This is a genomic window from Amycolatopsis sp. ATCC 39116, assembly GCF_000231075.2.
Taxonomy (GTDB): Bacteria; Actinomycetota; Actinomycetes; order Mycobacteriales; family Pseudonocardiaceae; genus Amycolatopsis_E; species Amycolatopsis_E tucumanensis.
Map to the genome: position 1 here is coordinate 21,665 of NZ_AFWY03000062.1, position 24,938 is coordinate 46,602.

At 73.0% G+C, this 24,938-nt stretch carries 24 protein-coding genes and 1 pseudogene; 13 read left to right on the plus strand and 12 right to left on the minus strand.

The features are described from left to right. Positions 1-36 precede the first annotated feature (36 nt). Both AMY39116_RS0336690 and AMY39116_RS44915 read right to left on the minus strand, forming a co-directional pair. Positions 37-819, minus strand: coding sequence for an ABC transporter permease (locus AMY39116_RS0336690; RefSeq protein ID WP_020422574.1), 783 nt, complete (start codon positions 817-819; stop codon positions 37-39). A 530-nt stretch (positions 820-1,349) separates the two neighbouring features. After that, the gene (locus tag AMY39116_RS44915; protein WP_157358814.1) at positions 1,350-2,528 is read right to left on the minus strand and encodes a DUF6801 domain-containing protein; all 1,179 of its coding nucleotides are present in this window, start codon (positions 2,526-2,528) and stop codon (positions 1,350-1,352) included. 216 nt (positions 2,529-2,744) lie between these two features. Between AMY39116_RS44915 and AMY39116_RS45805 the strand changes: the two are divergent. After that, positions 2,745-3,098: pseudogene (locus AMY39116_RS45805) on the plus strand (GtrA family protein); the annotation flags it as partial. 41 nt (positions 3,099-3,139) lie between these two features. On the opposite strand, the gene AMY39116_RS0336705 reads toward AMY39116_RS45805, so the two are convergent. Further along, positions 3,140-5,212: an AMP-binding protein gene (locus AMY39116_RS0336705; RefSeq protein WP_020422577.1), complete on the minus strand. Its 2,073-nt coding sequence runs from the start codon at positions 5,210-5,212 to the stop codon at positions 3,140-3,142. A 364-nt stretch (positions 5,213-5,576) separates the two neighbouring features. On the opposite strand from AMY39116_RS0336705, the gene AMY39116_RS45070 reads away from it, so the two are divergent. Next, positions 5,577-6,854, plus strand: coding sequence for a DUF6801 domain-containing protein (locus AMY39116_RS45070; RefSeq protein WP_020422578.1), 1,278 nt, complete (start codon positions 5,577-5,579; stop codon positions 6,852-6,854). Positions 6,855-6,910: 56 nt separating this feature from the next. Here AMY39116_RS45070 and AMY39116_RS0336715 read toward each other — a convergent pair whose 3' ends face one another. The 3 genes from AMY39116_RS0336715 to AMY39116_RS0336725 all read right to left on the minus strand — a co-directional run bounded on the left by AMY39116_RS0336715 (position 6,911) and on the right by AMY39116_RS0336725 (position 9,736). Further along, the gene (locus AMY39116_RS0336715; RefSeq protein WP_020422579.1) at positions 6,911-7,138 is read right to left on the minus strand and encodes a hypothetical protein; all 228 of its coding nucleotides are present in this window, start codon (positions 7,136-7,138) and stop codon (positions 6,911-6,913) included. 98 nt (positions 7,139-7,236) lie between these two features. Next, positions 7,237-8,235: an LLM class flavin-dependent oxidoreductase gene (locus AMY39116_RS0336720; protein WP_020422580.1), complete on the minus strand. Its 999-nt coding sequence runs from the start codon at positions 8,233-8,235 to the stop codon at positions 7,237-7,239. 10 nt (positions 8,236-8,245) lie between these two features. Then, positions 8,246-9,736 carry a carboxylesterase/lipase family protein gene (locus AMY39116_RS0336725; RefSeq protein ID WP_020422581.1) on the minus strand — a complete coding sequence of 497 codons (1,491 nt, stop codon included), beginning with the start codon at positions 9,734-9,736 and terminating at the stop codon, positions 8,246-8,248. A gap of 485 nt (positions 9,737-10,221) precedes the next feature. Between AMY39116_RS0336725 and AMY39116_RS0336730 the strand changes: the two genes are divergently transcribed. The 5 genes from AMY39116_RS0336730 to AMY39116_RS0336750 are packed head-to-tail and all read left to right on the plus strand — an operon-like array spanning position 10,222 to position 14,633. Beyond that, on the plus strand, positions 10,222-12,447 hold the full coding sequence (locus AMY39116_RS0336730; protein WP_020422582.1) for an ATP-binding protein: 2,226 nt from the start codon (positions 10,222-10,224) through the stop codon (positions 12,445-12,447). Next, positions 12,444-12,851 (plus strand): roadblock/LC7 domain-containing protein, encoded by a 408-nt coding sequence (locus AMY39116_RS0336735; protein WP_017983289.1) that lies wholly within the window; start codon positions 12,444-12,446, stop codon positions 12,849-12,851. The genes AMY39116_RS0336730 and AMY39116_RS0336735 overlap by 4 nt, the downstream gene beginning before the upstream one ends. Beyond that, on the plus strand, positions 12,848-13,234 hold the full coding sequence (locus tag AMY39116_RS0336740; RefSeq protein ID WP_017983290.1) for a DUF742 domain-containing protein: 387 nt from the start codon (positions 12,848-12,850) through the stop codon (positions 13,232-13,234). The genes AMY39116_RS0336735 and AMY39116_RS0336740 overlap by 4 nt, the downstream gene beginning before the upstream one ends. Further along, the gene (locus AMY39116_RS0336745) at positions 13,215-13,805 is read left to right on the plus strand and encodes an ATP/GTP-binding protein (RefSeq protein ID WP_020422583.1); all 591 of its coding nucleotides are present in this window, start codon (positions 13,215-13,217) and stop codon (positions 13,803-13,805) included. Before AMY39116_RS0336740 ends, AMY39116_RS0336745 begins: the two co-directional genes overlap by 20 nt. 15 nt (positions 13,806-13,820) lie before the next feature. Next, positions 13,821-14,633 (plus strand): MHYT domain-containing protein, encoded by an 813-nt coding sequence (locus AMY39116_RS0336750; RefSeq protein WP_020422584.1) that lies wholly within the window; start codon positions 13,821-13,823, stop codon positions 14,631-14,633. On the opposite strand, the gene AMY39116_RS0336755 is transcribed toward AMY39116_RS0336750, so the two are convergent. Continuing rightward, positions 14,569-15,501 (minus strand): AraC family transcriptional regulator, encoded by a 933-nt coding sequence (locus AMY39116_RS0336755; protein ID WP_020422585.1) that lies wholly within the window; start codon positions 15,499-15,501, stop codon positions 14,569-14,571. The genes AMY39116_RS0336750 and AMY39116_RS0336755 overlap by 65 nt on opposite strands. Positions 15,502-15,581: 80 nt before the next feature. Here AMY39116_RS0336755 and AMY39116_RS0336760 point away from each other — a divergent pair, with 80 nt between their 5' ends. From AMY39116_RS0336760 to AMY39116_RS0336770, 3 genes are all read left to right on the plus strand, one after another. Then, positions 15,582-16,379 carry an NmrA family transcriptional regulator gene (locus AMY39116_RS0336760; protein WP_020422586.1) on the plus strand — a complete coding sequence of 266 codons (798 nt, stop codon included), beginning with the start codon at positions 15,582-15,584 and terminating at the stop codon, positions 16,377-16,379. A gap of 64 nt (positions 16,380-16,443) precedes the next feature. After that, entirely contained in the window at positions 16,444-16,641 is a 198-nt protein-coding gene (locus AMY39116_RS0336765; protein ID WP_027936553.1) for a PspC domain-containing protein, read from the plus strand. Positions 16,642-16,692: 51 nt separating this feature from the next. Next, the gene (locus AMY39116_RS0336770) at positions 16,693-16,983 is read left to right on the plus strand and encodes a hypothetical protein (RefSeq protein ID WP_193354413.1); all 291 of its coding nucleotides are present in this window, start codon (positions 16,693-16,695) and stop codon (positions 16,981-16,983) included. A 147-nt stretch (positions 16,984-17,130) separates the two neighbouring features. On the opposite strand, the gene AMY39116_RS0336775 is transcribed toward AMY39116_RS0336770, so the two are convergent. Both AMY39116_RS0336775 and AMY39116_RS0336780 read right to left on the minus strand, forming a co-directional pair. Beyond that, complete coding sequence (locus AMY39116_RS0336775; RefSeq protein WP_020422589.1) at positions 17,131-18,360, minus strand: hypothetical protein; 1,230 nt, start codon at positions 18,358-18,360, stop codon at positions 17,131-17,133. Continuing rightward, entirely contained in the window at positions 18,357-18,710 is a 354-nt protein-coding gene (locus AMY39116_RS0336780) for a hypothetical protein (protein WP_020422590.1), read from the minus strand. The genes AMY39116_RS0336775 and AMY39116_RS0336780 overlap by 4 nt, the downstream gene beginning before the upstream one ends. A 120-nt stretch (positions 18,711-18,830) precedes the next feature. Here AMY39116_RS0336780 and AMY39116_RS0336785 point away from each other — a divergent pair, with 120 nt between their 5' ends. After that, complete coding sequence (locus tag AMY39116_RS0336785; protein ID WP_020422591.1) at positions 18,831-20,675, plus strand: hypothetical protein; 1,845 nt, start codon at positions 18,831-18,833, stop codon at positions 20,673-20,675. Between the two features lie 304 nt (positions 20,676-20,979). Here AMY39116_RS0336785 and AMY39116_RS0336790 read toward each other — a convergent pair whose 3' ends face one another. From AMY39116_RS0336790 to AMY39116_RS0336800, 3 genes are read right to left on the minus strand one after another with little or no spacing between them, the layout of a single operon-like run. Further along, entirely contained in the window at positions 20,980-22,194 is a 1,215-nt protein-coding gene (locus AMY39116_RS0336790) for an RNA polymerase sigma factor (RefSeq protein ID WP_020422592.1), read from the minus strand. Further along, complete coding sequence (locus AMY39116_RS44195) at positions 22,191-22,361, minus strand: hypothetical protein (protein WP_020422593.1); 171 nt, start codon at positions 22,359-22,361, stop codon at positions 22,191-22,193. The genes AMY39116_RS0336790 and AMY39116_RS44195 overlap by 4 nt, the downstream gene beginning before the upstream one ends. A gap of 54 nt (positions 22,362-22,415) precedes the next feature. Further along, the gene (locus AMY39116_RS0336800; RefSeq protein ID WP_020422594.1) at positions 22,416-23,006 is read right to left on the minus strand and encodes a phosphoribosylanthranilate isomerase; all 591 of its coding nucleotides are present in this window, start codon (positions 23,004-23,006) and stop codon (positions 22,416-22,418) included. Positions 23,007-23,045: 39 nt separating this feature from the next. Here AMY39116_RS0336800 and AMY39116_RS44200 point away from each other — a divergent pair, with 39 nt between their 5' ends. Together AMY39116_RS44200 and AMY39116_RS0336810 are read left to right on the plus strand one after the other, a co-directional pair. Further along, positions 23,046-24,038, plus strand: coding sequence for a class I SAM-dependent methyltransferase (locus AMY39116_RS44200; protein ID WP_020422595.1), 993 nt, complete (start codon positions 23,046-23,048; stop codon positions 24,036-24,038). Continuing rightward, complete coding sequence (locus tag AMY39116_RS0336810) at positions 24,035-24,775, plus strand: ANTAR domain-containing response regulator (protein ID WP_020422596.1); 741 nt, start codon at positions 24,035-24,037, stop codon at positions 24,773-24,775. The genes AMY39116_RS44200 and AMY39116_RS0336810 overlap by 4 nt, the downstream gene beginning before the upstream one ends. Positions 24,776-24,938: the final 163 nt, after the last annotated feature.

The following is a 24,938-nucleotide window of genomic DNA, read 5'->3' on the forward strand; positions in this document are numbered from 1 at the left end:
GGGCGCTCGGGGTTCAGCAACCGGTGGGTCACTGGCTCAGGCTCCCTTCGCGGGCACGACGCGCAGGTAGATCACGCTGATCACGAAGTTCACGAAGAACAGCAGCAGGAACGTGATGACGACGGACTGGTTGACGACGTCGCCGACGCCCTTGGCGCCGCCCTTCGGGTTGAGGCCGCGGTATGAGGCGACGAGCCCGGCGAGGAACCCGAAGATCACCGCCTTCACTTCGCCCACCCACAGGTCGGGCAGTTGCGCCAGCGCGGAGAAGCTGGCGAGGAACGCGCCCGGGGTGCCGCCCTGCAGCAGCACGTTGAACACGTAGCCGCCGGTGACGCCGACGAAGCTGACCATGCCGTTCAACAGGACGGCGACGGCCATCGCGGCGAGCACCCGGGGGACGACGAGCCGCTGGATCGGGGAGACGCCGAGGACCTCCATGGCGTCGATCTCCTCGCGGATGGTGCGGGAGCCGAGCTCCGCGCAGATGGCGGAGCCGCCGGCCCCGGCGACGACGAGGGTGGTGACGATCGGGCTGGCCTGCTGGATGACGGCGAGGACGCTGGCGGCGCCGTTGAACGACTCGGCGCCGAGCTGGCTGGTGAGGCCGCCGAGCTGGAGCGTGATGACCGCGCCGAACGGAATGCTGACCAGGGCGGCGGGCAGGATCGACACGCTGGCGACGAACCAGAACTGCTGCACGAACTCGCGGACCTGGAAGGGCCGCTTGAACATCGCGACGACGATGTCCAGCGCGAGGCCGAAGAGCTTGCCGAACTCGCCGACGGCATTGCGGGCGGCGGTGACGGGGGCGGTCATGTCAGGCCACCCCCTGCGTGAGGTGCGCTGGCCGCCGCGCGGCGCGAGCCGGGGAGTCGCCGGGCGGCGGCCCGCACGGGCGGGGCCAGACACATGCGGGCAGTCACGAGAGGCCACCCCCTGCGCGACATGCGCGCCCGATGTTCACACCACGCGGCGGCGCGCCGGCAGTTGCGGGCCGGCGGCCAGCAGTCACCCTTACCGGGGCGGCCGCTGGCGCCGGCGCGGCCAGGCTCGTGCCGGTGGCCGTGGGAGACCACCCCTGCCCGACACGCGCCCAGTGCGCGCGGGCAGCCCGGTGTTCGCGCCAGTCGGCGGTGCGCCGGCCGCTGCGGGCCGCGCCGGGAGTCGCCGGGGCGGACGCTCCCACAGGGGCCGGGCTCGGGCGGGCGGTCGCGAGAGACCACCACTTGCGCAACGCGCGCCCCGTATCCGCGCCACCCGGCCCTGCGCTAGCCACCGCGCGGCGGGGGCCAGGAGTCGCCGGGGCCGACGCTCCCACAGGGGCCAGGCTCGGGCGGGCGGTCATCTCAGCCCACCCCCTGCGCGGTCAGCGTCGTGGTCATCTTGTTGCCCGGGCCGGAGATCAGGCCCGTCAGGAGCGGGTCCAGGTCCTCGCTCACGCCGCAGCCCGAGAACGCCGGGATGTCGAAAGTGGACTCCATCGTCGACTTGCTGCCGGGCAGCAGCGACGTCTGCCCCTTCATCGGGATCACCAGCGGCGACACCGTGCGGCAGCCCGGCCCCACCGCGATCGGCACGCCGTCCTGCTTCACGTTGCTCACCACCAGGTTCACGCGGATCGTCATGTCGATCGTCGGCGTGAACAGGCCGCCGCTGATGTCCGCGGTGCCCGTCGCCTTGCCGTCCTGCGGCAGCTCGACGTCGCTGGTCACCGGCATGAACCGGAACGCCACGAAGTAGCTGCTCGACTTCGGCAGGTTCAGGTCGCCCTCGATGCGAATCGTGTTCGGCATGTCGCCGGTGAACAGGCCCGCGTCGAACGTGCCCTGCTCCAGCACCAGGTCCGAGCCCATCTTCGCGATGTGCGAGGTGCCGTCGACGAGGAACTTCGCCGTCAGCAACGGCGCCTCCGCCACCGCCGCCGCGACCTCGGGCACCACCGGCACCTCCGCGGCCGTCACCGCCACCCGCGCCAACTCCCCATTGGCCGCCGGATCAGCGGTGCAAGCCAGGTCGGCGTTCAACGTCTCGCCGTGCACGACCAGCCGAGGAGCCAGCGAGGTGAGGGAGACCGTCACCGGACCGGCGCCGGCCGCGATCGGCGGAACCCGGCCCGGCAGCGTGATCCGCAGCTCGCCGTCGGCAGGGAGCGGGATCTCCGATGTGGACAGTCCGGTGACGGTCAGTTCCTGGGTGCCCGCCTGCTGGGCGACGCTCAGCTCCACCGCGGCGGACGCGTCCACCGAGGTGCCGCCCGAGTCGCGCAGCGCGTCAACGGCCGCCGCGGGCACGACGAGCGTCACGGCGGCGTCGGACACCGGCACGTTCGCGCCCTGCGCAACGGTTTCGGCGAACGTGGCGCTGAAGGACACCGGCACTTCGACCGGCCCGCCGGCCTGGCACGTGCTCGTGCCGCCGCGGGTCGCCGCGGTGGCGACGGCCGTCGTGGCGGGCGCCAGCGCGGCGGCCACGAGAGCCAGTCCCAGCGCGGCGACAGCGGCGCGACGTGACCGGGTTTGCGTCATCGAACCCTCCGGTAGCGGACCGCGAGGACGTTACCGGCGGGTCAACCAGCGCCACAACGCTTCCCGTTCGATCTTCCGCGCCGGCCGCTTTTCTTGTCACCGGGCTACGAAATACCGCTCCGCCGCCTGTCACCCCCCGGCGACAGAACCGGTTCGGGGTGGGCGGAAACCGGTTGGTGGACTAGCGTTTCGCCATCCCGCGACGAGGAGGTGGCGATGCGACGGCGGCAGCTGTTCCGGTTCGCCACCGTCGGCGCCGCCGCCTTCGTCCTGACCGCCGCGCTCAACTACGCGCTGAAACTGACCGTGCTGACGGGCAAACCGGTGACCGCGCTCGCGATCGCGACGGTCGTGACCACCGCCGTTTCCTATGTCCTGTCCCGGGAATGGTCGTTCGACACGCGCGGCGGCCGCAACAAATCCGCCGAGGCCGCGTTGTTCTTCCTCGTGAACGCGCTCGCGGTCGGGCTGAACCTGGTGCCACCGCTGGTTTCCCGGTACGCGCTGGACCTGCGGGTGCCGGAGGTGCCGCTCGTGACCCAGGAGGCCGCCGACTTCGTCAGCGGCATGGTCGTCGGCACCTTGCTGGGCGCGGTGTTCCGCTGGTGGGCCTACCGGAAGTGGGTGTTCCCGGCGGCCGGCGCCCACTCCTCCTCCAGCAGCAGCCGTTTGAGCACCTTGCCGGTCGGGGTGCGCGGCAGCTCGTCGACGAACACGACCTCCCGCGGGATCGCGAACCGCGCCACCCGGCGGCGCAGGTACGCGCGCACGATGTCCTCGTCGAGCCGGGCGCCCGGCCGCACGGTCACGAACGCCACCAGCCGCTGCCCGAACTCGTCGTCGGGCACGCCGACCACGGCCGCGTCGGCGACGCCGGGCAGCTCGGTGAGCGCCTCCTCCACCGGGCGCGGGAACACGTTCTCCCCGCCGGAGACGATCATGTCGTCGTCCCGGCCCGCGACGAACAACCGGCCGTCGGCGTCGAGGTAGCCGCGGTCGCCGGTGTCCATCAGCTCGCGGCGGGTGGTCCGGCTGGTGCCGTCGGTGTAGCCGTCGAAGAGCAGGTCGTTGCCCACGAAGATGGCGCCGACCGTGCCGGGCGGCACCGGTTCGCCCGCCGGGCCGAGCACCGCCAGTCGCGTGCCGAGCGGCGGGTACCCCGCGGTTGCGGGGGCGGCACGCAGGTCGGCCGGGGTGGCGACGGAGGCCGCGGACACCTCGGTCGAGCCGTAGAAGTTGTAGAGCACGTCGCCGAAGGCGTCCTGGAACGCGGTGACGAGCGAGGCGGGCAGTGCCGACCCGCTGCTGGCCACGATCCGCAGGCTGCTGGTGTCGTACCGCGCTCGCACCTCCTCGGGCAGCGCCATGATGCGCTGCAGCATCACCGGAACGGCGAACATCGCGGTGCACCGCTGCTCCTGGATCGCCCGCAGGCACGCCTCCGGGTCGAACCGGCGCTGCATCACCAGCGTCGCGCGCAGCGGCATGCCGACCTGCAGCGCGGACAGGCCCCAGCTGTGGAACAGCGGCGCGGCCATCAGGATCCGCTCCCCCGCCCGCAACGGGATCCGCGACAGCAGCGCCACCGCGGCGCCGAGGCCCTTCGGCGTGGGGCGCCGCGCGCCCTTCGGCGTGCCGGTGGTGCCCGAGGTGAGGACGACGATCGGCGCCGGCCGCTCCGGCGGGGCGAACTCGGCGTCCGGGGTGTCGGCGATGACCTCGGTCAGCGTCGGCTGCCCCGGCGGGCCGTCGTCGGCTCCGGTGAGCAGGACCGCGGTGAGCGGCAGCCCGGCGACCAGCGGCGCGAACTCGCCGTCGGCCACCAGCACGCGCACGTCGTGCCGGTCCACCGCGTGGGCGACCTGCGGCCGGGCGAGGCCGGTGTTGAGCAGCACGGTGCTCGCGCCGAGCCGTCCGCACGCCAGCAACGTCTTCACCATCGCGCTGTGGTTGCGCGCCATGATCGCCACGGTGCCGTGCGGGCCGACGCCGACCGCTTGCAGCGCGGCGGCGAGCCGGTTCGCTTCGGCGCTGAGCGCGGCGAACGTGGTGCGGGCGCCGTCCTCGTCGATCACCGCGACACCGCGGGGCGAGCGGGCGGCGGCCGCGGTGTAGCCGCCGGCAAGGGTGGCGCCCCACTGGACCAGCGCACGCAGCTGCCGGATCAGGCGGTCCGGCCGGGCCGGCGCCAGGATTCCCGCCGCGATCAGCGTGTTGGCGACCTGCCGGGTCGACGGGGCGCGGTCCGGCGGCCACGGGTCCGCGGTTCCCCGGAGGTGGCGGTCGATCCGTTCGAGACCGTCCTGCGCCCAGGACCGCACGTCGGCCGGCGCGGGCGCGCGGCCTGGGCTGGGCACGCCCGGGCGGAAGTAGATGACCTTGAGCCGGGTGCCCCGGGGATCCTCGAACAGGCGCACCGACAGGCAGCCGCCCGTGTCCGGCACCGTTTCCAGCACCAGCTGTTCCTCGCGGCGGCTCAGCAGCACCCGCATGTCGTGCTCGACCGGCCGTCCGCTCAGCGTCAGCCGGATCCGGTAGCGCGGGTGGCGTCCGGTGGTGCCCGTCCGCTCGACCGACCCGACGCCCCGGAAGAAGCGGGGGTACAGTTCCGGCGAGCCGATCAGCGGCCACAGCGCCGCCCGCGGCTGGTCGGAGAACAGGTCGAACGTGACGCAGTCGGGCATCCGCGGAAAGTAAGCCTGGCCCCCCTCCCGGTCAAGGCCGGCCACACGTCCTTGGCACTCCCGCGCGGGCCGGACAGCCGTTTTTTGTCATCTCCGTGAGCGCTTCCGCCGGCGACTGCCGAACATTGTCCACGCCGTGCGGGTCGGACCGGCGCCGCCACATCGGCCGGTGACAACTTCCTTGGCCCGCAACGACTTTGTTCGCGCACATATTGCCAATGCCGACGCCGCGAAACTAGTTTACCCATCGGTAGCAACCAATTCCGATGACCACGGCGGCCGTTTTCCTTGCTGTCGCGTGGTTTTCGTATCACTGCCGATACACCGGAGGATAGGTGTGCGAACTAGAACCAGAATGAGAAGGATGGTCGCGGCGGCCGCGTCGGCGACCGTCGCGACCGGCGCGGCGCTCACGGCCGTGCTGGCCGGAGCCGGGACCAGTGCGGCCGATCCGGTCTCGCTGACCCTGAACTACAGCTGCCCGTTCCCGCTGATCGGTACCCAGACCCTGCAGATCGTGATCAGCGCGGACATCCCGACGACCGTGAACGTGGGTGAGCCGACCCCGGCCTTCACGGTCACCGCCGTCGCGACCGTCCCGCCGACCGCGACGCAGGGCCTGACCCTCGTCGGGGCGGCCACGGTCGAGGGCTCCGCACAGGCGAGCTCGACTGTGACGGCGCCGGAGGCCACCATCCCGGTGACCGTGCCGGCGACGATCCCGGTGACCCCGGTGCCCGCGTCGGGCTCGTTCGACACGGTGGCCACCGGTGACGCGCCGTCCCTGACCTTCACCCAGGCCGGGCAGGCGACGATCACCGTCGGCGACATCCTGCTGACCCTGCACCCGAAGCGCGCCGACGGCACCGACACCGGGCTGGGCGTCTTCGACTCGCAGTGCACGCAGGTGGCCGGCCAGAACAACACGCTCGCCACCATCACGATCAACGGCGGCACGACGACCGAGCCGACCACCACCGAGCCGACGACGACGGAACCGACCACCACGGAACCCACCACCACCGAGCCCACAACGACAGAGCCCACGACCACCGAACCGACCACGACCGAGCCCACGACCACCGAGCCCAGCACCACCGAGCCGACGACCACCACCAGCAACCCGCCGACCGGGATCGACTACAGCTACGCGCTCGAAGGCGATTCGGTGGTCAAGAAGCTCAACGCCACGGTGCCGCTGTCCGGCAGTATCGACGCGAACCTCGACCTGGCGACCGGGAACTTCACGGCCGACCTGTCGCTGGAGCCGTCGAAGCTGAAGGCCACGCTGTTCCACTTCATCCCGATCACCGCGAAGGTGGCCTTCGAACAGGAGGGCAAGACGACCGGGACGCTGGCGGGCGGTGTGCTGAACTCCACCAGCCACACCACCATCAAGCTGCCCAGCGTGAAGGTCTTCGGCTTCCCGATCAGCAAGTCGCCGAAGTGCCAGAGCTCGGAGCCGTCGGAGATCAACCTCACCTCCGGCCCCGGGTTCGACCCGCTGGCGGGCGGTGACCTCAGCGGCACCTACGAGATCGCGCCGCTGGAGAACTGCGGTCCGCTGACCGGGCTGATCAGCCCGCTGGCGACCGGCCCCGGCAACACGATCGACGTCACCCTGTCCCCCAAGGAGTCCTGACCCGCTGACGGAAACGGGCGCGTCCTCTCCCCCGAGGGGACGCGCCCGCCGTGCGTTCACACGTTGGTGAAGCCGAACAGGTACTGGTCGTTGTAGTTGGTGTAGCTCAGCTTCACACCGCCGTAGACCTGCTTGTCGGCGGCCTCCGACCAGCCGAAGTCGCACTTGGCCCAGGTACCCGCGCCGTGCTGGTTGCGGCAGAACCGGTAGGCGGTGCCGGAGGTGGACGAGACCTTGCCGAACGACGAGTACCCGCCGGCCGATCCATCCTTGACGTACACCACGTCGCCGTCGTACTCGACGCACGACGTCGTCGGGCGCGCGCGGCCAGGATGAAGGCCGGTACGGGGCTTCTGCGGCCGCGGTACGGTTGCCGGCGGGCTCAGCGGAGCAGCGGCAGGACCTCCGCGCCGAGCCGTGTCACGTTGGTCAGCACTCGCTCCCGCGCGCCGGCGCCCTCGACGAACAGGATCGTGTGCGCGATGCCCGTCCGCTCCGCCGCCGCGGCCAGCCGGTCGGCGCACGCGCGGGGACTGCCGACCGGGTGCAGCCGGCACAGCAGCTCCGTGTACTCCGCCGCGTCACGCGGGCGGTACGGTCGGCCGTCCACGGGCACGTACCCGGCCAGCCCCTCCCGCAGCCAGCCCGGCATCGACGCGCGCAGCTCGGCCTCGGCGGCCGCGCGGGAGTCGCTCACCTGCGCCAGCACCGCCGAGACGTGCGGCGCCGACGGGTCCTGTCCGGCCGCGGCCGCCGCCTTCCCGTAGTGCGCCACCATCGCGGCCTTCTCCTCGTCGCCGATGTGCATCCCCAGCAGCATCGGCAGCCCGCGCGCGGCCGCCAGCTCCACCGTCTCCCGTGACGTGCACGCCACGGTCACCGGCGGCAGCGACACCGGCCGCGGCACGACCGGCACCTCGCGGAACGCGAAGAACTCGCCCGCGGCGCCCACCGCAGCCGAGGAAAGCGCTTGCACCAGCAGATCCAGGCCCTCGGCGAACCCCCGCTCGTACCGGTCCAGCCCGGTGCCGAAGACCTCGAGGTCCAGCCACGGCCCGCCGCGCCCGACCCCGAGCCGGAACCGCCCGCCGGACACCCGGTCCAGCATCGCGGCCTGCTCGGCCAGCGCGACGGGGTGGGCGCTCGACAGCACGCTCACCGCCGTCCCCACCGTGATCCGCCGCGTCCGGCCCAGCGCGTGCGCGGCGAACGTCACCGCCGACGGGCACACCCCGTAGGACATGAAGTGGTGCTCGGCGATCCACGCGTCGTCGAACCCGGCCGCCTCCGCCCGCTCGACCACGTCCAGCGACCGCGCGAGCGCCTCCCCGTCGTCCTGTCCCGGAAACCGCCCGGCGAGGACGAAAACCCCGAACCGCATGACGGCGAACCTAGCGGTCCCGCCAGAACCCGCAGTGGTGCGCCGCGGCGAAGTCCCCGGTCGTGTGAGGGCCGTCCGGCGCTAGCGTGCGCACCTGCTCGTGCGCCGGGTCGTAGCGCGGCCAGTCCGGGCCGGGCGCGCCGGTGCGCACGAACGACGCCCAGTCGGCGACCATCCGCGCCGACAACCGCCGCTGCCCGTCGTCGAACGACGCGCCGCCGCCGAACAGGTAGGACAGCTCCAGGCTGTGCGCGGCGCCGAGCGGGAACGGCGTGCGCGACAAGGTGTCCGGGACCGGGGCCCGCGAGTCACCGAACTCGTAGGCGTAGACCGGGCCGGTGCGGGACAGCGCTCCCGCCATGTCCCGTGCCGGGCACGCGAACGCGGCGTCGGTGAGCGCCGCTGCCAGCGCCCGCGGAGCCGAGCCGCCGTGGGCGGTGAGCGGGTACTCGGCGGCCACGGCCGCGGCGTCCGCCCCGAACACGCGCGTCAGCGCGGCCGGGTAGCCGTCGGCGGTGACCGTCTTCCCGGTCGCCGCGTACTGCTGCGCCAGGAACAGGGTGAACTCGTCCCGCGTCACGCCGACGAGCACCGGCACCCTGGCCGCGTCGCCGTCGCGCATCGCGTCGACCGGGTTGACGGGCAGCGCGCCACCGCCGGTCACCGGGCCCGCGACCGGGACACCGGCGAGGTCGTAGTAGCGCGGCGGGGTGAGCAGCCGGGACGGCGGCAGGGCACGCAGGCACGCGGCGACGCTGGCCGGATCACTGCAGCCGAGCTTCGCCGCGTACTCGACGCTCGCCGCTTCCGCCGCCGCGGCCGGGGAATGCGCCTGGCACGGTCCGCTTTGGACGATCGCGGCGTGGAAGAGCCCGGCCGAGCCCGGCGAGACCAGGTGGTCGCACACCGACATCGCCCCCGCGGACTCGCCGGCGAGGGTGACCCGCGCCGGGTCGCCGCCGAACGCGGCGATGTTGTCCCGCACCCACCGCAGCGCCGCCTGCTGGTCGAGCAGGCCGAAGTTGCCGGTGCCGCCGTCGTGCGCGAGCGCCGGGTGCGCGAGCCAGCCGAGCGCGCCGAGCCGGTAGTTGACGGTGACGACCACCAGCCCGCGCGCGGCCAGGTCCCGCGCGTCGTAGGAGTCGCCGTTGCCACCGACGAACGCGCCGCCGTGGATCCAGACCAGCACCGGCAGCCGGCCGGGCTCACCCGCGGGGGTGGTCACGTTCAGGAACAGGCAGTCCTCGCTGCCCGCCTCACCCGGCTGGGGGCAGCGCGCGCCGGGCGCGGTGGCGTCCCGCACGCCCGTCCACACCGGACCGGGCGCGGGCGGCTGCCAGCGCGCCGCGGTGGCGTACGGGATGCCTTGGAACAGCCGGTGTCCGTCGGTCACCGTGCCGCGGACCTGTCCGGCGGCGAGGGACACGACGTCCGGCGGGGCGGGCGCGGGCGCCGCGCAGGCGGCCAGGACGACGGCGAGGAGCAGGAGCAGGCGCGTCACGGTCGGGTGGCCACCGGTTTCGTCGTCACCGGTGCAGCCTAGACGGTGCGGAACCGGCGATCGCATGTGGATTCGGCGCCGCCGGAAAATGTCTCACCGACCAATACCGCAATTCGGTTTTCACCCGGCAATGCCGGTCGTTTTACCCACGGTGCCCCATTGACCATTCACCCGCCATTAACCGGAGAACTCTCGGTGACCGTTCGGGAACAGCCCGCGGACCACCACAGAGGGGCCATTGCGACATTTGGCCGAACATCGTTCACCAGGTGTGACGCGCAGGGTTGACAAGGTCGCCCGGCTGCGGTTTTCTCCTGACACCGATCACCTGGGGAAGCCAATCACCGCGTTCCGCTTTCGCCGCGATCCCGCGCGGAACGGGGCATGGACACGAATCGGGCGGGCTGGGAGAAATGGATACTGCGGGCTCCGGCCCTGGGGCATGGCATCCGCGCGGCTGGAGCCTGCGCACGAAGATCTCGGTCGTGTTGCTGCTGCCGGTCGTGGTCGCGCTGGCGCTGGCCGGGGCCCGGGTGCGGGCCGAGCTCGCCGAGGCGAGCAAGCTCAGCGCGGTGCGCGACCAGCTGCCCGCGCTGCAGTCGACCCTGGACCTCACCGCGCTCGTCGAGGACGAGATGGTGCTGGCCGTCGCCTCGCCCGGCAGCAGCGAGCTGGGCAGGCAGATCTCCACCGTCGACGCGAAGACCGCCGCCGTGCAGAAGCAGGCCGAGTTCGCGGAGCTGCCCGCGGACACCGCGCGGACGCTGGACACCGCGGTCGGGCGGCTGGCCGGGCTGCGGATGGCAGGCGCCGCGACGGGTTCGGCCACGGTGGCGATGACCGCCGGCTACCACGACGTCGCGGTGGACCTGAGCCGGATCCTGCCGGAGTCCATCGCCGCCGCGGGCAGCTCCGCGATGGACACCACGGCGGCGACCGCGGGCGCGCTGATGCAGCTGCGCACCACCCGCGCCGTCGAGGCGGCGCTGATCCGCGCGTCGGTCACCGGCCCGGTCAACGACACCCTGCTGGCCGCCGCCGCCCGCGCGGCGGCCGAGGAGGGCGTGCTGGCGAGCCAGGTCGAGCGCGGCCTGCCGCAGGAGGTGATCGGGCGGTTCCGGTCCATCACGGGCAGCAACAGCAACCGCCAGGCCGTCCTGCTGGACGCGCTCACGACCGGCGACGGGAGCAGGCTGCCCGGCCTGCTCACCGCGCTGTCGACCGAATCGGCGGCGCTGTCCGACCTGCTGGCGGGACAGGTGCGCGACCTGGCGGCCACGGTCGGCGAGCGCACCAACGAGGCCCGCTCCAGCGCCCTGCGCGACACGGCGCTCGTGCTGGGCGCGCTGCTGGGGGCGCTGGCCATCGCGTTGCTCGTCGCACGCTCGCTGGTGACGCCGGTGCGCCGCCTGCACGCGGCCGCGCTGAACGCCGCGCGCCGCGAGCTGCCGGAGACGATCGAGAAGGTCCGGGCAGGCGAATCGGTGTCCTGGGAGTCGATCGAGCCGGTCCCGGTGGACGGGGACGAGGAGATCGGGCAGCTGGCGCAGGCCTTCGGCGACATGCACCGGCAGGCCGTGCGCCTGGCCGCCGACCAGGCCGAGCTGCGCCGCCAGGTCAGCGAGATGTTCATGACGCTGGCCCGCCGCAACCAGTCGCTGGTCGAGCAGCAGCTCACCCTCATCGAGGACCTGGAAGCCGACGAGCGCAACCCGCAGCGCCTGGAGGAGCTGTTCCGCCTCGACCACATGGCGACCCGGCTGCGCCGCAACGGCGAAAACCTCCAGGTCCTCGCGGGCGGCAGCCCGGCGCGGCGCGACCACGGCCCGGTCTCCACCGCCGAGCTGCTGCGCGCCGCGACCTCCGAGGTGAAGGACTACCGGCGGGTCACCATCGTCAACGCCCCCAACGGCGCGCTGCGCTCGCACGCCGCCAGCGATGTCGTGCACATCCTCGCCGAGCTGCTGGAGAACGCGATCCGGTTCTCCCCGCCCGAGCACAAGGTGTTGCTCACCGCCGACCGCGGCGCCGACGGCGGGCTGCTCGTCGAGGTGGTCGACAGCGGACTGGGCATGCAGCCGGACGACCTGGCCTCGGCCAACCAGCGGCTGGCCTCCGGCGACACGGTCAGCCCGGAGACCACCCGGCGGATGGGCCTGTTCGTGGTGGGGCGGCTGGCCGCCCCGCTCGGGGTCACGGTGCGCCTGCGGCCGACGCACCCGGGCGCGAAGCACGGCGGCATCACGGCCAGCGTGCACGTCCCGGGCGCACTGGTCCTCGCCGACGGCCTCGCCGCGCCCGACCCGGCGCCCGCGCGCCGCGAGCCGGTGCCCGCGCAGGCCCGCCCCGCCGCCACGCCCGTGCGCACCCCGATCTTCGACGGAGTCGTGTCCGGGTGGTTCGCCGAGCAGCCGGGGCCGGACTTCAGCAGCCCGGCCGACGAGAGCTGGCGCGCCGCGGAGATCGCGACCGAGCAGCCGGTCGCGGCTCAGGTCACCAGCGCCGGGCTGCCGACGCGCCGCCCCGGTGCACAGCTCGCGCCGGGCACGGCCATGCCGCGGCAGGCCGCGGCACCCGATCCGGCCGGTTTCCGCGACCCGAACGCGGTGCGGAACAACCTGGCCAGGCACTACAACGGAATGCGCGCCGCTCGCGCCCGCACGGGGAACGGGAACGGGCAGGCACCACAGGGGAAGGCGGAACCACGATGACCGAAGAGCACGGCCCGGGCTGGCTGGTGTCGGCGTTCACCCAGGAGGTGGCCGGGGTCGCGCACGCCGCGCTGGTGTCCGCGGACGGCCTGCTTGTGGCGGCGAACGAGAGCCTGCCCAAGGACCGGGCGGACCAGCTCTCGGCGATCGCGTCCGGGCTCGCGAGCCTCGCCGTCGGCACGGCGGAGCTGTTCACCGCGGGCCGCGTCGTGCAGTCGGTGATCGAGATGGAGGACGGGTTCCTGCTGCTGATGAGCGTCGGGGACGGGTCGAACCTCGTCGTGCTCGCGAGCCCGGGTTGCGACATCGGGCTGGTCGGGTACGAGATGACGCTCCTGGTCGACCGCGTCGGCCGCATGGTCGAGACGCCGGCGCGCCAGGTCGCGTACCGGGCAAGGCCGTGAGTGAGCCCGACAGCTTCGGGGACCGCAGGCCGAACTCCCGCTCGCCGTCCCTGGCTCGCCCGTACGCCTGGACCGAGGGCCGCACGCAGCCCGCGGTCGAGCTGGCCATCGAAGCGCTGGTCCAGACCACGACCGAAGGCCAGACCCTGCCCTACAACCGCGCGAGCGCGCCGTCGGTGGTGACGCAGCTGTGCCTGCGGCCCCGCTCGGTCGCCGAGATCGCGGCGCACCTGAACATCCCGCTCGGTGTGGCGAAGGTGATCGTGAGCGACCTGCTCGGCGCCGGGCTGGTGACCGTGCGGGACACCCTCGGCGACAACGCCACCTGGGACGAACGCCACGACCTCCTGGAAAGGGTCCTGAGTGGACTACGCACGCTCTGAGACGCTGAACCGCATCACCTCGGCCAAGATCGTGGTGGCCGGCGGGTTCGGTGTCGGCAAGACGACGTTCGTCGGGTCGATCTCGGAGATCATCCCGCTGCGGACGGAAGCGGCGATGACCGAGGCGTCGGTCGGCGTCGACGAGGTCGGCGCGATCCCCGGCAAGGCGGCGACGACGGTGGCCATGGACTTCGGCCGCATCACGCTCGCGCACGACCTGGTGCTGTACCTGTTCGGCACGCCGGGACAGCACCGGTTCTGGTTCATGTGGGACGACCTGGTGCGCGGCGCGATCGGCGCGGTGGTGCTGGTGGACACGCGGCGCCTGGCGGACTGCTTCCCCGCGATCGACTTCTTCGAGACCCGCCGCCTGCCGTTCGTGGTGGCGCTCAACCAGTTCCCCGGCGCGCGGCGGCACTCGGTCGACGCGGTGCGGGAAGCGCTTTCCGTCGCGCCCGATGTCCCGGTCATCACCTGCGACGCCCGGTCCGCCGACTCGACGAAGCAGACCCTGATCACCACCAGCGAGCACGCGATGGCGCAGATGCGGGCCCGGCTGCGCCGCCGGTAGACGAGGAGCTTGGCGATGGATCACGTCCACCACTTCGAAATGGGCGCCTGGGTGATGGTGCTGGCGTATTTGACGTCGGTGGCGGGCTGCGCGCTCGGCCTGGCCTGCACGCTGCAGGCCCGCACCGCGGTCAGCCCGCGGGCGCGCATCGCGTGGCTGGTGCTGGCCGCCGTGTCGATCGGCGGTGTCGGCATCTGGGTCATGCACTTCGTCGCGATGCTCGGGTTCGCCACGCCCGGGATGCCGGTGCGCTACGACATCCCGCGCACGATCCTGTCCGCGGTGCTCGCCGTCGTGTCGGTGTTCGCCGGGCTGCTGGTGTTCGGGGTGCGCGAGCGGTTCCGGTGGTGGCGGCTGCTCGCGGCCGGGCTGATCACCGGGCTCGCGGTGAACCTCATGCACTACACCGGCATGTGGGCGGTGCAGATCAAGGGCACCATCGGCTACCAGGGCGGCCTGGTCGCGCTGTCGATCGTGATCGCGGTGGTCGCGGCGACGGCGGCGCTGTGGTTCACCGCCGCGCTGGACAAGCTGCAGTGGCGGCTGCTCGCCGGTCTCGTCATGGGCGCGGCGGTCACCGGCATGCACTACACCGGCATGGCGGCGGTCCGGGTGCGCCTCGACGTCAGCGCGCCCGACCCGTCCGGCGCCGAGGTGTTCTCGTTCCTGTTCCCGGTGTTCGTGCTGGCCGCGATCGCGCTGGCGGTGCCGGTCTGCGCCGTGCTGATGGCGCAGGCGCCGCCGGAGCCTGCCGGGGAGGGCGTCACCCCGGACGAGCAGCCGCTCCCTGCCGGTGCCGCTGCGGGCTCACCCCGTGAGCTCGTTTGAACGCGGCGCTGAGCGCGAACGGGCTGGAGTAGCCGACGCGGCGGGCGACGGCAGCGAGGGTGGTGTCCGGGTCCCGCAGCAGGTCCGCGGCGAGCGCGAGCCGCCAGCCGGTGAGGTAGGCCATCGGCGGCTCGCCGACCAGTTCGGTGAACCGGCGGGCCAGCGCGGCGCGGGACACGCCGGTCGCGGCGGCGAGCGTGGCGACCGTCCACGGGTGTTCCGGGCGGTGCTGCAGCAGGCGCAGCGCCCGGCCGACGACCGGATCGGCGTAGGCGCGGTACCACGGGCCGGATTCGGGGCCGGCGAACCACTTCCGCAGCACGTCGATGAGCAGCAGGTCGAGCAGCCGGTCGAGGACGGCCTCCTGGCCCGGCTCGTCGCGGGAGATCTCGGCGGCGAGCAGGGTCATCACCGGTGAGTCCGGCACGGCCACGACGACCAGGACGGGCAGCGCGCCGAGCAGGCGGCGGCTGACCTCGCCGCGGAGCTGGTAGGTGCCGACGAGCAGTGTGGTCGGGCCGTGCGGGTCGTTGCCCCAGGTGCGCAGGCCGAGGCCGGTCATCACGACCTCCTGCCCGGCCGGGGTGGTGCAGACCTGCTCGGGGCCGACGACGACCTGTGGCGTGGTGTCCGGGTGGTCGCAGAAGGTGTAGGGGTCGGGGCCGCGCAGCACCGCCACGTCACCTGCGGTGAGCTTGCGCGTGGAGCCGTCGTCGAAGCACACCCACGCGCTGCCGCGCAGTACGGCGACGAGCGTCAGCGGCGCCTCGTCCTGGATCCGCATCGACCACGGCGGCGCCAGCTGGGCGCGGAGGAGGAAGGCGCCGCGGGCGCGGGGCCCGTCCAGGAGGCCTGCCAGCTCGTCCACGGGCCCAGCGTAGACGAACGCGCATGCGGACGAGCGCGCTCAGCATGGTCCGCCCGTCTGACGGCCGGTTTCCTTGGGGCATGACGAATTTCCTGGTGATCGGCGGAACGGGCAAGACGGGACGACGGGTCGCGGACCGGTTGCGGGCGCGCGGCGAGCAGGTGCGGATCGCGGCGCGGTCCACCGGCTTCGACTGGGACGAGCCGGGCACGTGGGAACCGGCGCTGAAGGACGTCACGACGGCGTACGTGACCTACGCGCCGGATGCCGGTTTCCCCGACGCGGCGCCGAAGATCGGCGCGCTGGCCCGCCAGGCCGGCGAGCAGGGCCTGCGGCGGCTGGTGCTGCTGACCGGCCGCGGCGAAGACGGCGCGCGGCGCAGCGAGGAGGCGATCCAGGATGCGGGTCCGGAGTGGACGGTCGTGCGGGCGAGCTTCTTCGCACAGAACTTCAGCGAGGACTTCCTCGCCGAGTCGGTGGTGGCCGGCGAATTCGCGTTCCCGGCTGGCGAGGTGTCGGAGCCGTTCATCGACGCCGACGACATCGCGGACGTGGCGACGAAGGCGCTCACCGAGGACGGGCACGCGGGGCTGGTGCACGAGATCACCGGGCCGCGGCTGCTCACGTTCGCCGAGGCCGCCGCGGAGATCTCGGCGGCGCTCGGCCGTGCGGTGCGGTACGTGCCGGTGAGCGCCGCGGAGTTCGCGGCCGGCCTCGTCGCGGCCGGTGTGGAGCCGGAGTTCGCGGGGCCGTTGAGCGAGCTGCTGGCCGAGGTGCTGGACGGCCGCAACGAATCCGTGACCGACGGCGTGCAGCAAGTGCTGGGCCGTCCGCCCCGCGACTTCGCGGACTTCGCCCGGACGGCGCACTGGGGCTGACCCCCGGGATGATTCGGGGGTTTCCACCGATGCGCGCGGCCGCGGGCACGGGCATCGTGGTGGCATGACGACGACAACGATGCGACTGACGAGGTCCCGCGACAACCGGGTGATCGCCGGGGTGTGCGCCGGCCTGGCCCACCGCCTCGGCTGGAAACCCCGCACGATGCGCCTGCTGTTCGTGCTGTCCTGCCTGCTCCCCGGCCCGCAGTTCCTGATCTACCTGGGTCTGTGGATCTTCATTCCGAACGAGAGGCGCTGACCCGCATCACCCGATCGGGTTTGAAATTCACGGAGGGGGTTACTCCTTCGCATGGCCAGAACGGGAATCTACCGTGGACGCGGCACCGCCGTGCGAGTGGTCACCGGGATCGGGGCGCTGTTCGCGCTCGTCGAGGCGATCTACATCGTCCTGGTCCTGGCGGGCGCCAACACGGCGAACGCCTTCTACCGTTTCATCGATTCGATCGCCCAGCCGCTGGCGCTGTTCTTCCCCGGGCTCTTCCCCATCGCGAACGGGCAGCTCAACGTGCTGGTCAACTACGGTCTGGCGGCGGTCTTCTGGCTCGTCGTCACCGGCCTCATCGCCCGTCTGCTCCGCTGACGGCGCGTCGTCCTCGTCGGGCTCCTCCGGTGGAGGGGCCTGGCGGCGGGCGACCACGATGAGCACCACGATGATCGCGATGGGCCCGACGATGATCAGGGTCTCGTCCCACCCGCCCTGGTGGGCCAGGATCATCCGCTCACGCATTCACGCTCCCGAGACCAGTGCGATGCCGACCGCGGTGTAGCAGACCATCACGGCGAGCATCGGGTACTGCCCCACCTTCGCATAACCGTCCCGCAGCACGCCGAGCGCGCGGTCGTGCGCCGAGGCGACCGCGAGGACGTGCCCGGCCACGATCCCGGCGATCTGCGTGAACGCGATCGCCGCCGGGGAGACCACCGTGTAGTCCACGCCGCCGCCGAACCCGCGCTGCCCCTCGAACACGGCGAACGAGAAGTAGTGCGCGACGGTGTACCCGGCCATGATCGGCACCAGCGACGGCGCGAAGGCGTCGTAGGGGCCGGTGACCGAGCGCCGCAGGTACGGCCGGGTCAGGCGGATCGCGCCGGCGTAGGCCAGCGCGGTGAGCCCGATCGCCGCCGCGAGCCCCGCGGTGCCGAGGAGGACGCGGTCGCCGTCGCGGGTCAGATCGCCCCAGACCGGCAGCCGGGTCAGCCCGTCGAACGCCGTGGAGCCCAGCACGACGAGCACGAATGGGGTCAGGCCGCGCTCGCGTTCGAGCGTGCGCAGGCCGTCCAGCGGGTTGCGCAGCACCAGGCGGCCGTCCGCGCGGCGGCCCCACGGCGACAGCGCGGCGATCAGCACCGAGTAGACCTCGAACCCGTCGCCGCGGTCGAACCAGCGCGGCCCGAACACCGCACCCGCGACGACGTGCACCACCGCGTAGGCGGTGACGAACACCGCGATCGCCCGCGGCGAATCGGAGTGCGGGTACACCAGTTCCAGCCACAGGAAGGCGACCAGGCCCGCGATGGCCGGGACGAACCCCCAGCGCGGCAAGGGCAGACGGCCGGGGAAGATCGCGGCGAGTGTCCGCAGTGGATTGACCAGCCGCCAGACCGGTCCGCACAGCACGGAAAGCGGCACGAGCCCGACCCAGAACCACACGTAGAACCAGGCGCCCGCGGGGTTCTTCGCCGAGTCGTCCGCGCCGGTCCAGGCGAACACCAGGAACACCGCGAACAGCGCCAGCCCGAGCAGGCGCAGCGCGATCCGCGTGGCGCGGGCGTCGGCGATCCGCTCGAGCGCCCGCGGCCACGCGCGCCCGGCTTCCGCGCCACGCAGCTTCGGCCGCTTCCACAGCGCGGTGAGCGCGAAGAACGACACCAGCACCGCGGCCGCGCCGGCGTAAAGCGCGAGCCACAGCGGGACCGGCAGGTCGGAGCGCCCGCCGAGACCGTGGGCGAGGATCACGCCGTGACCCGGAGCTCGGTGAGCGCGGCCCCGCTGTGGTGCAGCTCGACCTCGAACACCCCGGGGACGTCCGCGGTGAACGTGACGGAGGCGGGCTGCCCGGCCACCACGTCCGCCTTGCGGTCGTAGCCGTGCACGTGCAGCTCGTCAGGGGCGTCGGTGGTGACCTGGATGGTCACGGTCCGGCCCGCCGCGACCTCGACCCGGTCCGGCCCGGCCGTCCGCTTCCCGCCGGTCACGGTGAACACCGCCACCTCCGGCGCGGCGTCCGGCTGCTGCTGCGGCGCCGTGCTCCCGCACCCGGTGGTCACCAGCAACGTCGCCAGCACCGCCACGACGAACCTGCGCATTCTCCGTCCTTCCTCCGCCCCGGTTTGCCCGTTGCGTCCGGGAGCCCGTAAAGTATGTGACCAACGGTAACAGTTACTTCGGGTAGCACGCATGCCCGGCTTCATCGAGGAAGGTCCACCGTGCTCGTCGCCCAGGAGTCCAGCCCGCCGGCGGGCGGGGCCGCGCTCGGCCAGATCGTCATCGCGGGCCTGATGTTCTTCGTGATCTTCCTGCCGCTCGCCGTGTTCGTCATCCGGGAGCGCGCCGGGCGCACCACGCTGGTCGGCAGGCTGGCGGACTGGTCGGCCGGGCTGAGCGGGCTTCCCCGGTGGGCCGCGCTGCCGATGTTCGTCGCGTTCCTGTCCGGGATGGCCGCGTTGATCGGCGTGTACTGGGACGTGCCGATCCACATGGAACTCGGCCGCGACGAGGGGCCGCTGGCCAACCCGTCGCACTACCCGATCTACTTCGGACTGATGGGCATCTTCGCCAGCGGGGTACTCAGCGCCGCGCTGGCGAAGGGGAAGCTGCCGGTGCGCACGTTCCCGATCGGGCCGCACTGGCGCGCGCCGATGGGCAGCATCCAGATGATGGCGACCGGCCTGGTCGGCATCGCCGGGTTCCCGCTGGACGACGTGTGGCACCGGCTGTTCGGCCAGGACGTCACCGAGTGGGGGCCGACGCACGTGCTGATGATCGGCGGCGGGGTCGGCGTGGTGATCGGCCTGCAGCTGCTGCTCGGCGAGGCGCGGCAGGTCGGCGCGACCGGGCCGGTGGTGCGCCTGCTCGGGCCGCTGCTCGCGGGCGCCTGGCTGATGGGCGCGTCGGCGTTCCTCATGGAGTTCGACCTCGGGGTGCCGCAGTTCCCGATGCTCGCCCAGGTGGTGCTGGTCGGGCTGATCGGCAGCTGGACGCTGGTCTACGGACGCCTGGCCGGCGGGCCGGGCGGGGCGCTGCTCGTGGTGGCCGTGGTGCTGGTGACCAGGGCGGTGTTCGCGGTGCTGCCGCTGGTCAACGACCTGCACGTGGCACTGCCGCTGCCGTACGCCGCCGAGGCCGTGGTGATCGAGGTGGTGGCGGTCCTGCTGCGCGGGCGGCAGGGGTACGCGTTCGCCGTGGTGGCCGGGCTGGCCAGCGGGGTGTTCGGCATGTTCGGCGAGTGGGCGTTCTCGCAGTGGCTGATGCCGGACCCGTGGCCACTGTCCCACATGGACACCTTCGTGCTGTGGGGCGCGGCGGCGTCGGTGGCCGGCGCGCTGATCGGGGTGTGGCAGTACCAGCGGGTCGAGGCGGTGGCCGCGCGGCGCCCGTCGGACCCGGCGCCGTCGGGCGAGCCCGCGGTGCGGTTCCGGACGCGGCACCTGGGCGGGCTCGTCGGCGCGCTGCTGGCGGTCGGCTTGTCGGCGGCGGTGATCCCGCCCGCCGACCCGCCCGCGGGCCTGGTGGCGAACATCCACCTGACCGACACCGCGGAGAGCCTGCCGATCTCGAACCCGCACGGCGGCGGGCAGCCGAGGTGGGTGACCGCGACGGTGACGATCAACCGGGCGGACCTGGTGTCGGATCCGGTGTGGCTCAACGGTTTCTCGTGGCAGGGCGGGGACTTCTACAGCGCGCCGCTGGAGCGGACGGCGGAGGGCACGTACCGCACGACGCAGCCGCTGCCGGTGTTCGGGCAGTGGAAGACCGGAATCCGCGTGCACTACGGCTCGCGGGTGATGGCGCTGGCGCCGATCTACGCGCCCGCCGACCCGGCCGCGAACGCCGGGGAGATCTCCGCGACGTCCGGGCCGCGCCCCTTCATGTCGGAGATCGAGTTCCTGCAGCGCGAACGCAAGACGGACACGCCGCTGGTGCTGTGGACCGTGGCGTACGTGGTGGTGGGCCTGGTGTTCGGCGGCATGTGGATCCTGTTCGCGTGGCTGTACACCGCCGCGGCGGGCGGCGCACCATCCCCCACGCGGCGGGTGCGGGTCAGCAGCTGACCCCGAGGCGGCCGGTGCCTTCCGGGGGCGCACCGGCCGCCTCGCACTCCCCGGGCCGCACACCCCTGGGGGCCACGGCGCGCAGCCACGCCGCACCTCCGCCCACCACCGGGCACAGCCGCCCGCCGCCACGCCACCACTGCCCAATCGCACGGCAGCATCCAGCTACCCCACCTCCACCCAGCACCGCACCGGCCGTCTCCTCGAGCAGCACGAGCCGCCACCTGCGCAAGGCAACCGCCACTCAAACCGAGCCGCACCTCGACCCGTGAGGGGTGCCTGCAGCCACCAGCCGCCCCTCCTACTACCCCACCTCCGCCAGCCGCCGCGTCAGGAAGCGCCGCTCCGCATCCGTCGTGACCAGCCGCAGCGCCTCCCGGTACTCCGCCGCCGCCTCGCCACGCCGGCCCAGGCGACGGAGAAACTCCGCACGCGTCGCGGGCAGCAGGTGATACCCCGGCAGGTCCACATCGGACAGAAGGCGCAACCCCTCCGCCGGCCCCTCGGCCATCCCCACCGCCACGGCCCGGTTCAGCTCCACCACCGGCGACCGGGTCATCGCCGCCAGTTCGCCGTACAGCGCGGCGATCTGCGGCCAGTCCGTGTCCGCCGCCCGCGCCGCCTTGCCGTGGCACGCCGCGATCGCCGCCTGCACCTGGTACGGCCCGGGCGTCCCGCGCCGCAGGGCGCCCTCCAGCAGCGCCACCCCCTCGGCGATCTGGGCGTGGTCCCACCGGTCGCGGTCCTGGTCGGCCAGCAGCACCAGGTCCCCGCGCTCGTCCACCCGCGCGTCCCGCCGCGAGTCCTGCAGCAGCAGGAGCGCGAGCAGCCCGGTGGCCTCCGGCTCGTCCGGCATCAGCTCGTGCAGCACGCGCGCCAGCCGGATCGCCTCCGCGGACAGCTCGCGGCGCAGCAGGTCCGCACCCGCCGTCGCCGAGTAGCCCTCGTTGAACAGCAGGTACAGGACCGCCAGCACGGCAGGCGTCCGCTCGGGCAGCAGATGCGCCGGCGGCACCCGGTACGGGATGCCGGCGTGCCGGATCTTCTGCTTCGCCCGCACCAGCCGTTTCCGCAACGCGGGCTCGGCGACCAGCAGCGCCCGCGCGATTTCGGCCGGCGTCAGCCCCGCGAGCGTGCGCAGGGTCAGTGCCACCTGCGCGTCCAAGGACAGCGCGGGGTGGCAGCAGGTGAACATCAGGCGCAGCCGGTCGTCGGGCACGCCGCTGTCGTCTTCGAACGGTTCGGGTTCGGGCATCGCCGCGACCTCCCGCAGCTTGGCCGCCCCCACCGCGTCCCGGCGCAGCCGGTCGAGAGCGCGGTTGCGGGCGGCGGTGGTGAGCCAGGCCCCGGGCCGGCGCGGCACGCCGTCCCGGGCCCACGCCCCGACTGCCTGGGTGAACGCGTCCTGCGCGCACTCCTCGGCGAGGTCCCAGTCGCCGGTGAGCCGGATCAGGGTCGCGACCACCTGCCCCCACTCGTCGCGAAACGCGCGGACGAGGGCGGTGTGGACGTCGGTCATGGCTGCCAGATCGGGCGGACCTCGATGGTCGCCTCGTGCGGCGGCCGCAGCCCGGCCCCGCCACGCAGGACGCCCCGCCCGGCCATCTCCTCGCTCCAGCCGCCGCAGCCGTCCTCGGCGTGCTCGGCGGCCTCGGGGCCCCCGCAGATCAACAGCATGTACTGCATCGCAGTCCTCCTCGCCGGTCCTGTTCTCACCACACCGACGAACGGGACCCGCGATCAGGGACGCGCGGCGGCGAGGAATTCCCGGATCAGCCCATGGTCCTTCGTGCCGCGGGTGGACTCCACCCCGCTGGAGACGTCGACGCCCCACGGCCGCACGGTCTCGATCGCCTCCCCCACGTTGCCCGGCCGCAGTCCGCCCGCCAGCAGCCACCGCCCGGTCTGGCCGCGCAGCGCCGACCAGCCCCACTGCTCACCCGACCCGGCCCGCGGCGAGTCGAGGATGAGCATCTCCTCGCCGAACGCGCCGACCTCGACTCGCTCACCAGCGGTGGAGGTGGCACGCACCAGCCGCACCCCCAGGCCGGCGAGCTCGGCGAAGTCGCCGGCCGTGTAGCCGTCGCCGTGCAGCTGGACCGCGCCCAGCCCGGTCTTGACAGCGATGTCCCGGACGTCGGCGACCGGCATCCCCAGGAACACCCCCACGCTGAGGACCTCCGGGGGCACGGCGGCCACCAGGCGGGTGGCCTCCTCCACGGTCACCTGCCGAGGGCTCGGCGTCAGGACGAACCCGACGGCGTCGGCCCCGGCGGTCACCGCGCAGTCGACGTCGGCCTCGGTGCGCAGGCCGCAGATCTTCACGAACACCCCACCAGGGTAGGCGCCGCGGAAGTCTAAACTGCGGCGATGTCCTTGATCGGTACGCGGTTGCGCAGCCTGGCCAGGCGATACGCGGTCTCGCGGCGGACGCACGAGGACCTCCTCGCCCGGTGCGCCGCGGCGGAGGCCGAGCGGGATCAGCTCGCCGCCACCTACCGCACCTGGGTGCCGCCGGGGCACTTCTACTCGCCGCAGCCGGACCCCGCGCAGGTCCTCGCCCGCGCCGGCGCGCTGTTCGACACCGCCGCCGATCCCGCCGGCCTCGACCTGCGCGAGGACGACCAGCTCGCGCTGCTGCCCGTCCTCACCGAGCTGCTGAAGGAGCACCCGTTCCCCGAGCACCGGTCGCCGGAGTACCGCTACTTCTTCGGCAACCCGGAGTACTCCTGGTCCGACGCGCTGGTCCTGCACGGCATGCTGCGTCACCTGCGCCCACGGCGGCTGATCGAGATCGGATCCGGCTACTCGTCGGCGATGACGCTGGACACCGTCGAGCACTGGCTGGACGGCGCGGTCGAGCTGACGTTCGTCGAACCCCACCCGGAGCTGCTGCGGACGTTGCTGCGCCCGGGCGACGAACAGCGGGTGACCGTGCGTGAGCAGCCGGTGCAGGACGTGCCGCTGGAGACGTTCCTCGCCCTGGAGGCCGGTGACGTGCTGTTCATCGACTCCACTCACGTGGTCAAGGCGGGCTCCGACGTCAACCACCTCTTCTTCGAGGTGCTGCCCCGCCTCGCCGACGGGGTGTGGATCCACGTGCACGACGTGTTCTTCCCGTTCGAGTACCCGCTGGAGTGGGTGACCGAGGGCCGCGCCTGGCAGGAGGTCTACCTGCTGCGCGCGTTCCTGGCCTACAACCCGCGCTTCGAGGTCCGCTGGTTCCAGCAGTACCTGTGGGCGCGGCACCGCGAGCTGCTGACGGCGGCCGTCCCGGACATGGCGCGCAACCCCGGCGGGAACATCTGGCTGCGGAAGGCGCCCGATTACGCCTCCACGGCCCCGGGTACTCGCGACGCATGACCGAGAGCCGCGCGGATCCGCTGGTCCGCCTCGACCACGTCGCGGCCGCGCTGGAGGACCTGCGCGGTCAGGCGGCCACCCAGCCGCTGGAGGAGGTCGCGCGGGGCATCGCCGAGAGCGCCGTGGCGACGCTGCCCGACGCCGACTCCGCGACGATCACCGCGATCGCCGAGGACGGTCACCTGTACACCCTGGCTGCCACGGACGAGGGAATCGTCGGGATCGACGAGTGCCAGTACAAGACGCGCCGCGGCCCGTGCGTCGAGGCGGCGACCCAGCGGCACCCGGTGCGCGCGATCGTCGGCGAGCACGAGCAGGAGTGGCCGGAGTTCACCGCCTCGGCGAAGGCGGCCGGTATCAACACGTACCTGTCCGTGCCAGTGCTGCTGCCGGGCGAGCCGGGTGGCGAGGACGAGGTCGTGGGCGGGCTGGACTTGTACAGCTTCACCGCCCAGGCCTTCGACGACTACGACGAGCAGGTGATGCGCCTGTTCACCACGGCGGCGTGCGAGGCGTTCACGAACGCCCGCCGCTGGGCCGCGACGCAACGCAAGATCGCCCAGCTGGAGACGGCGCTGACCTCGCGGGCCGAGATCGACCAGGCGAAGGGCGTGCTGATGGCGATCCACGGGTGCAGCGCGGACGAGGCGTTCGCCCGGCTGGTCGAGGAGTCCCAGCGGACGAACACGAAGCTGGCCGCGGTGGCGAGGAAGCTGCTCGAATCGCTGCGCCGCTGAGGTAGCGCGCAGGCGCACGGCTGGCGGCGCTGAAGCGGCGCGCTGAGGCGGCGGCCACAGCGCCGAGTCGGCGGGTCGGCGGCGGGCCGGTGGCACGGAGGCGGTGGCGCTGAGGGGGCGGCTACAGTGCCGAGCCAGCGAGTCGGCGGCGCTGAGGGGCGGC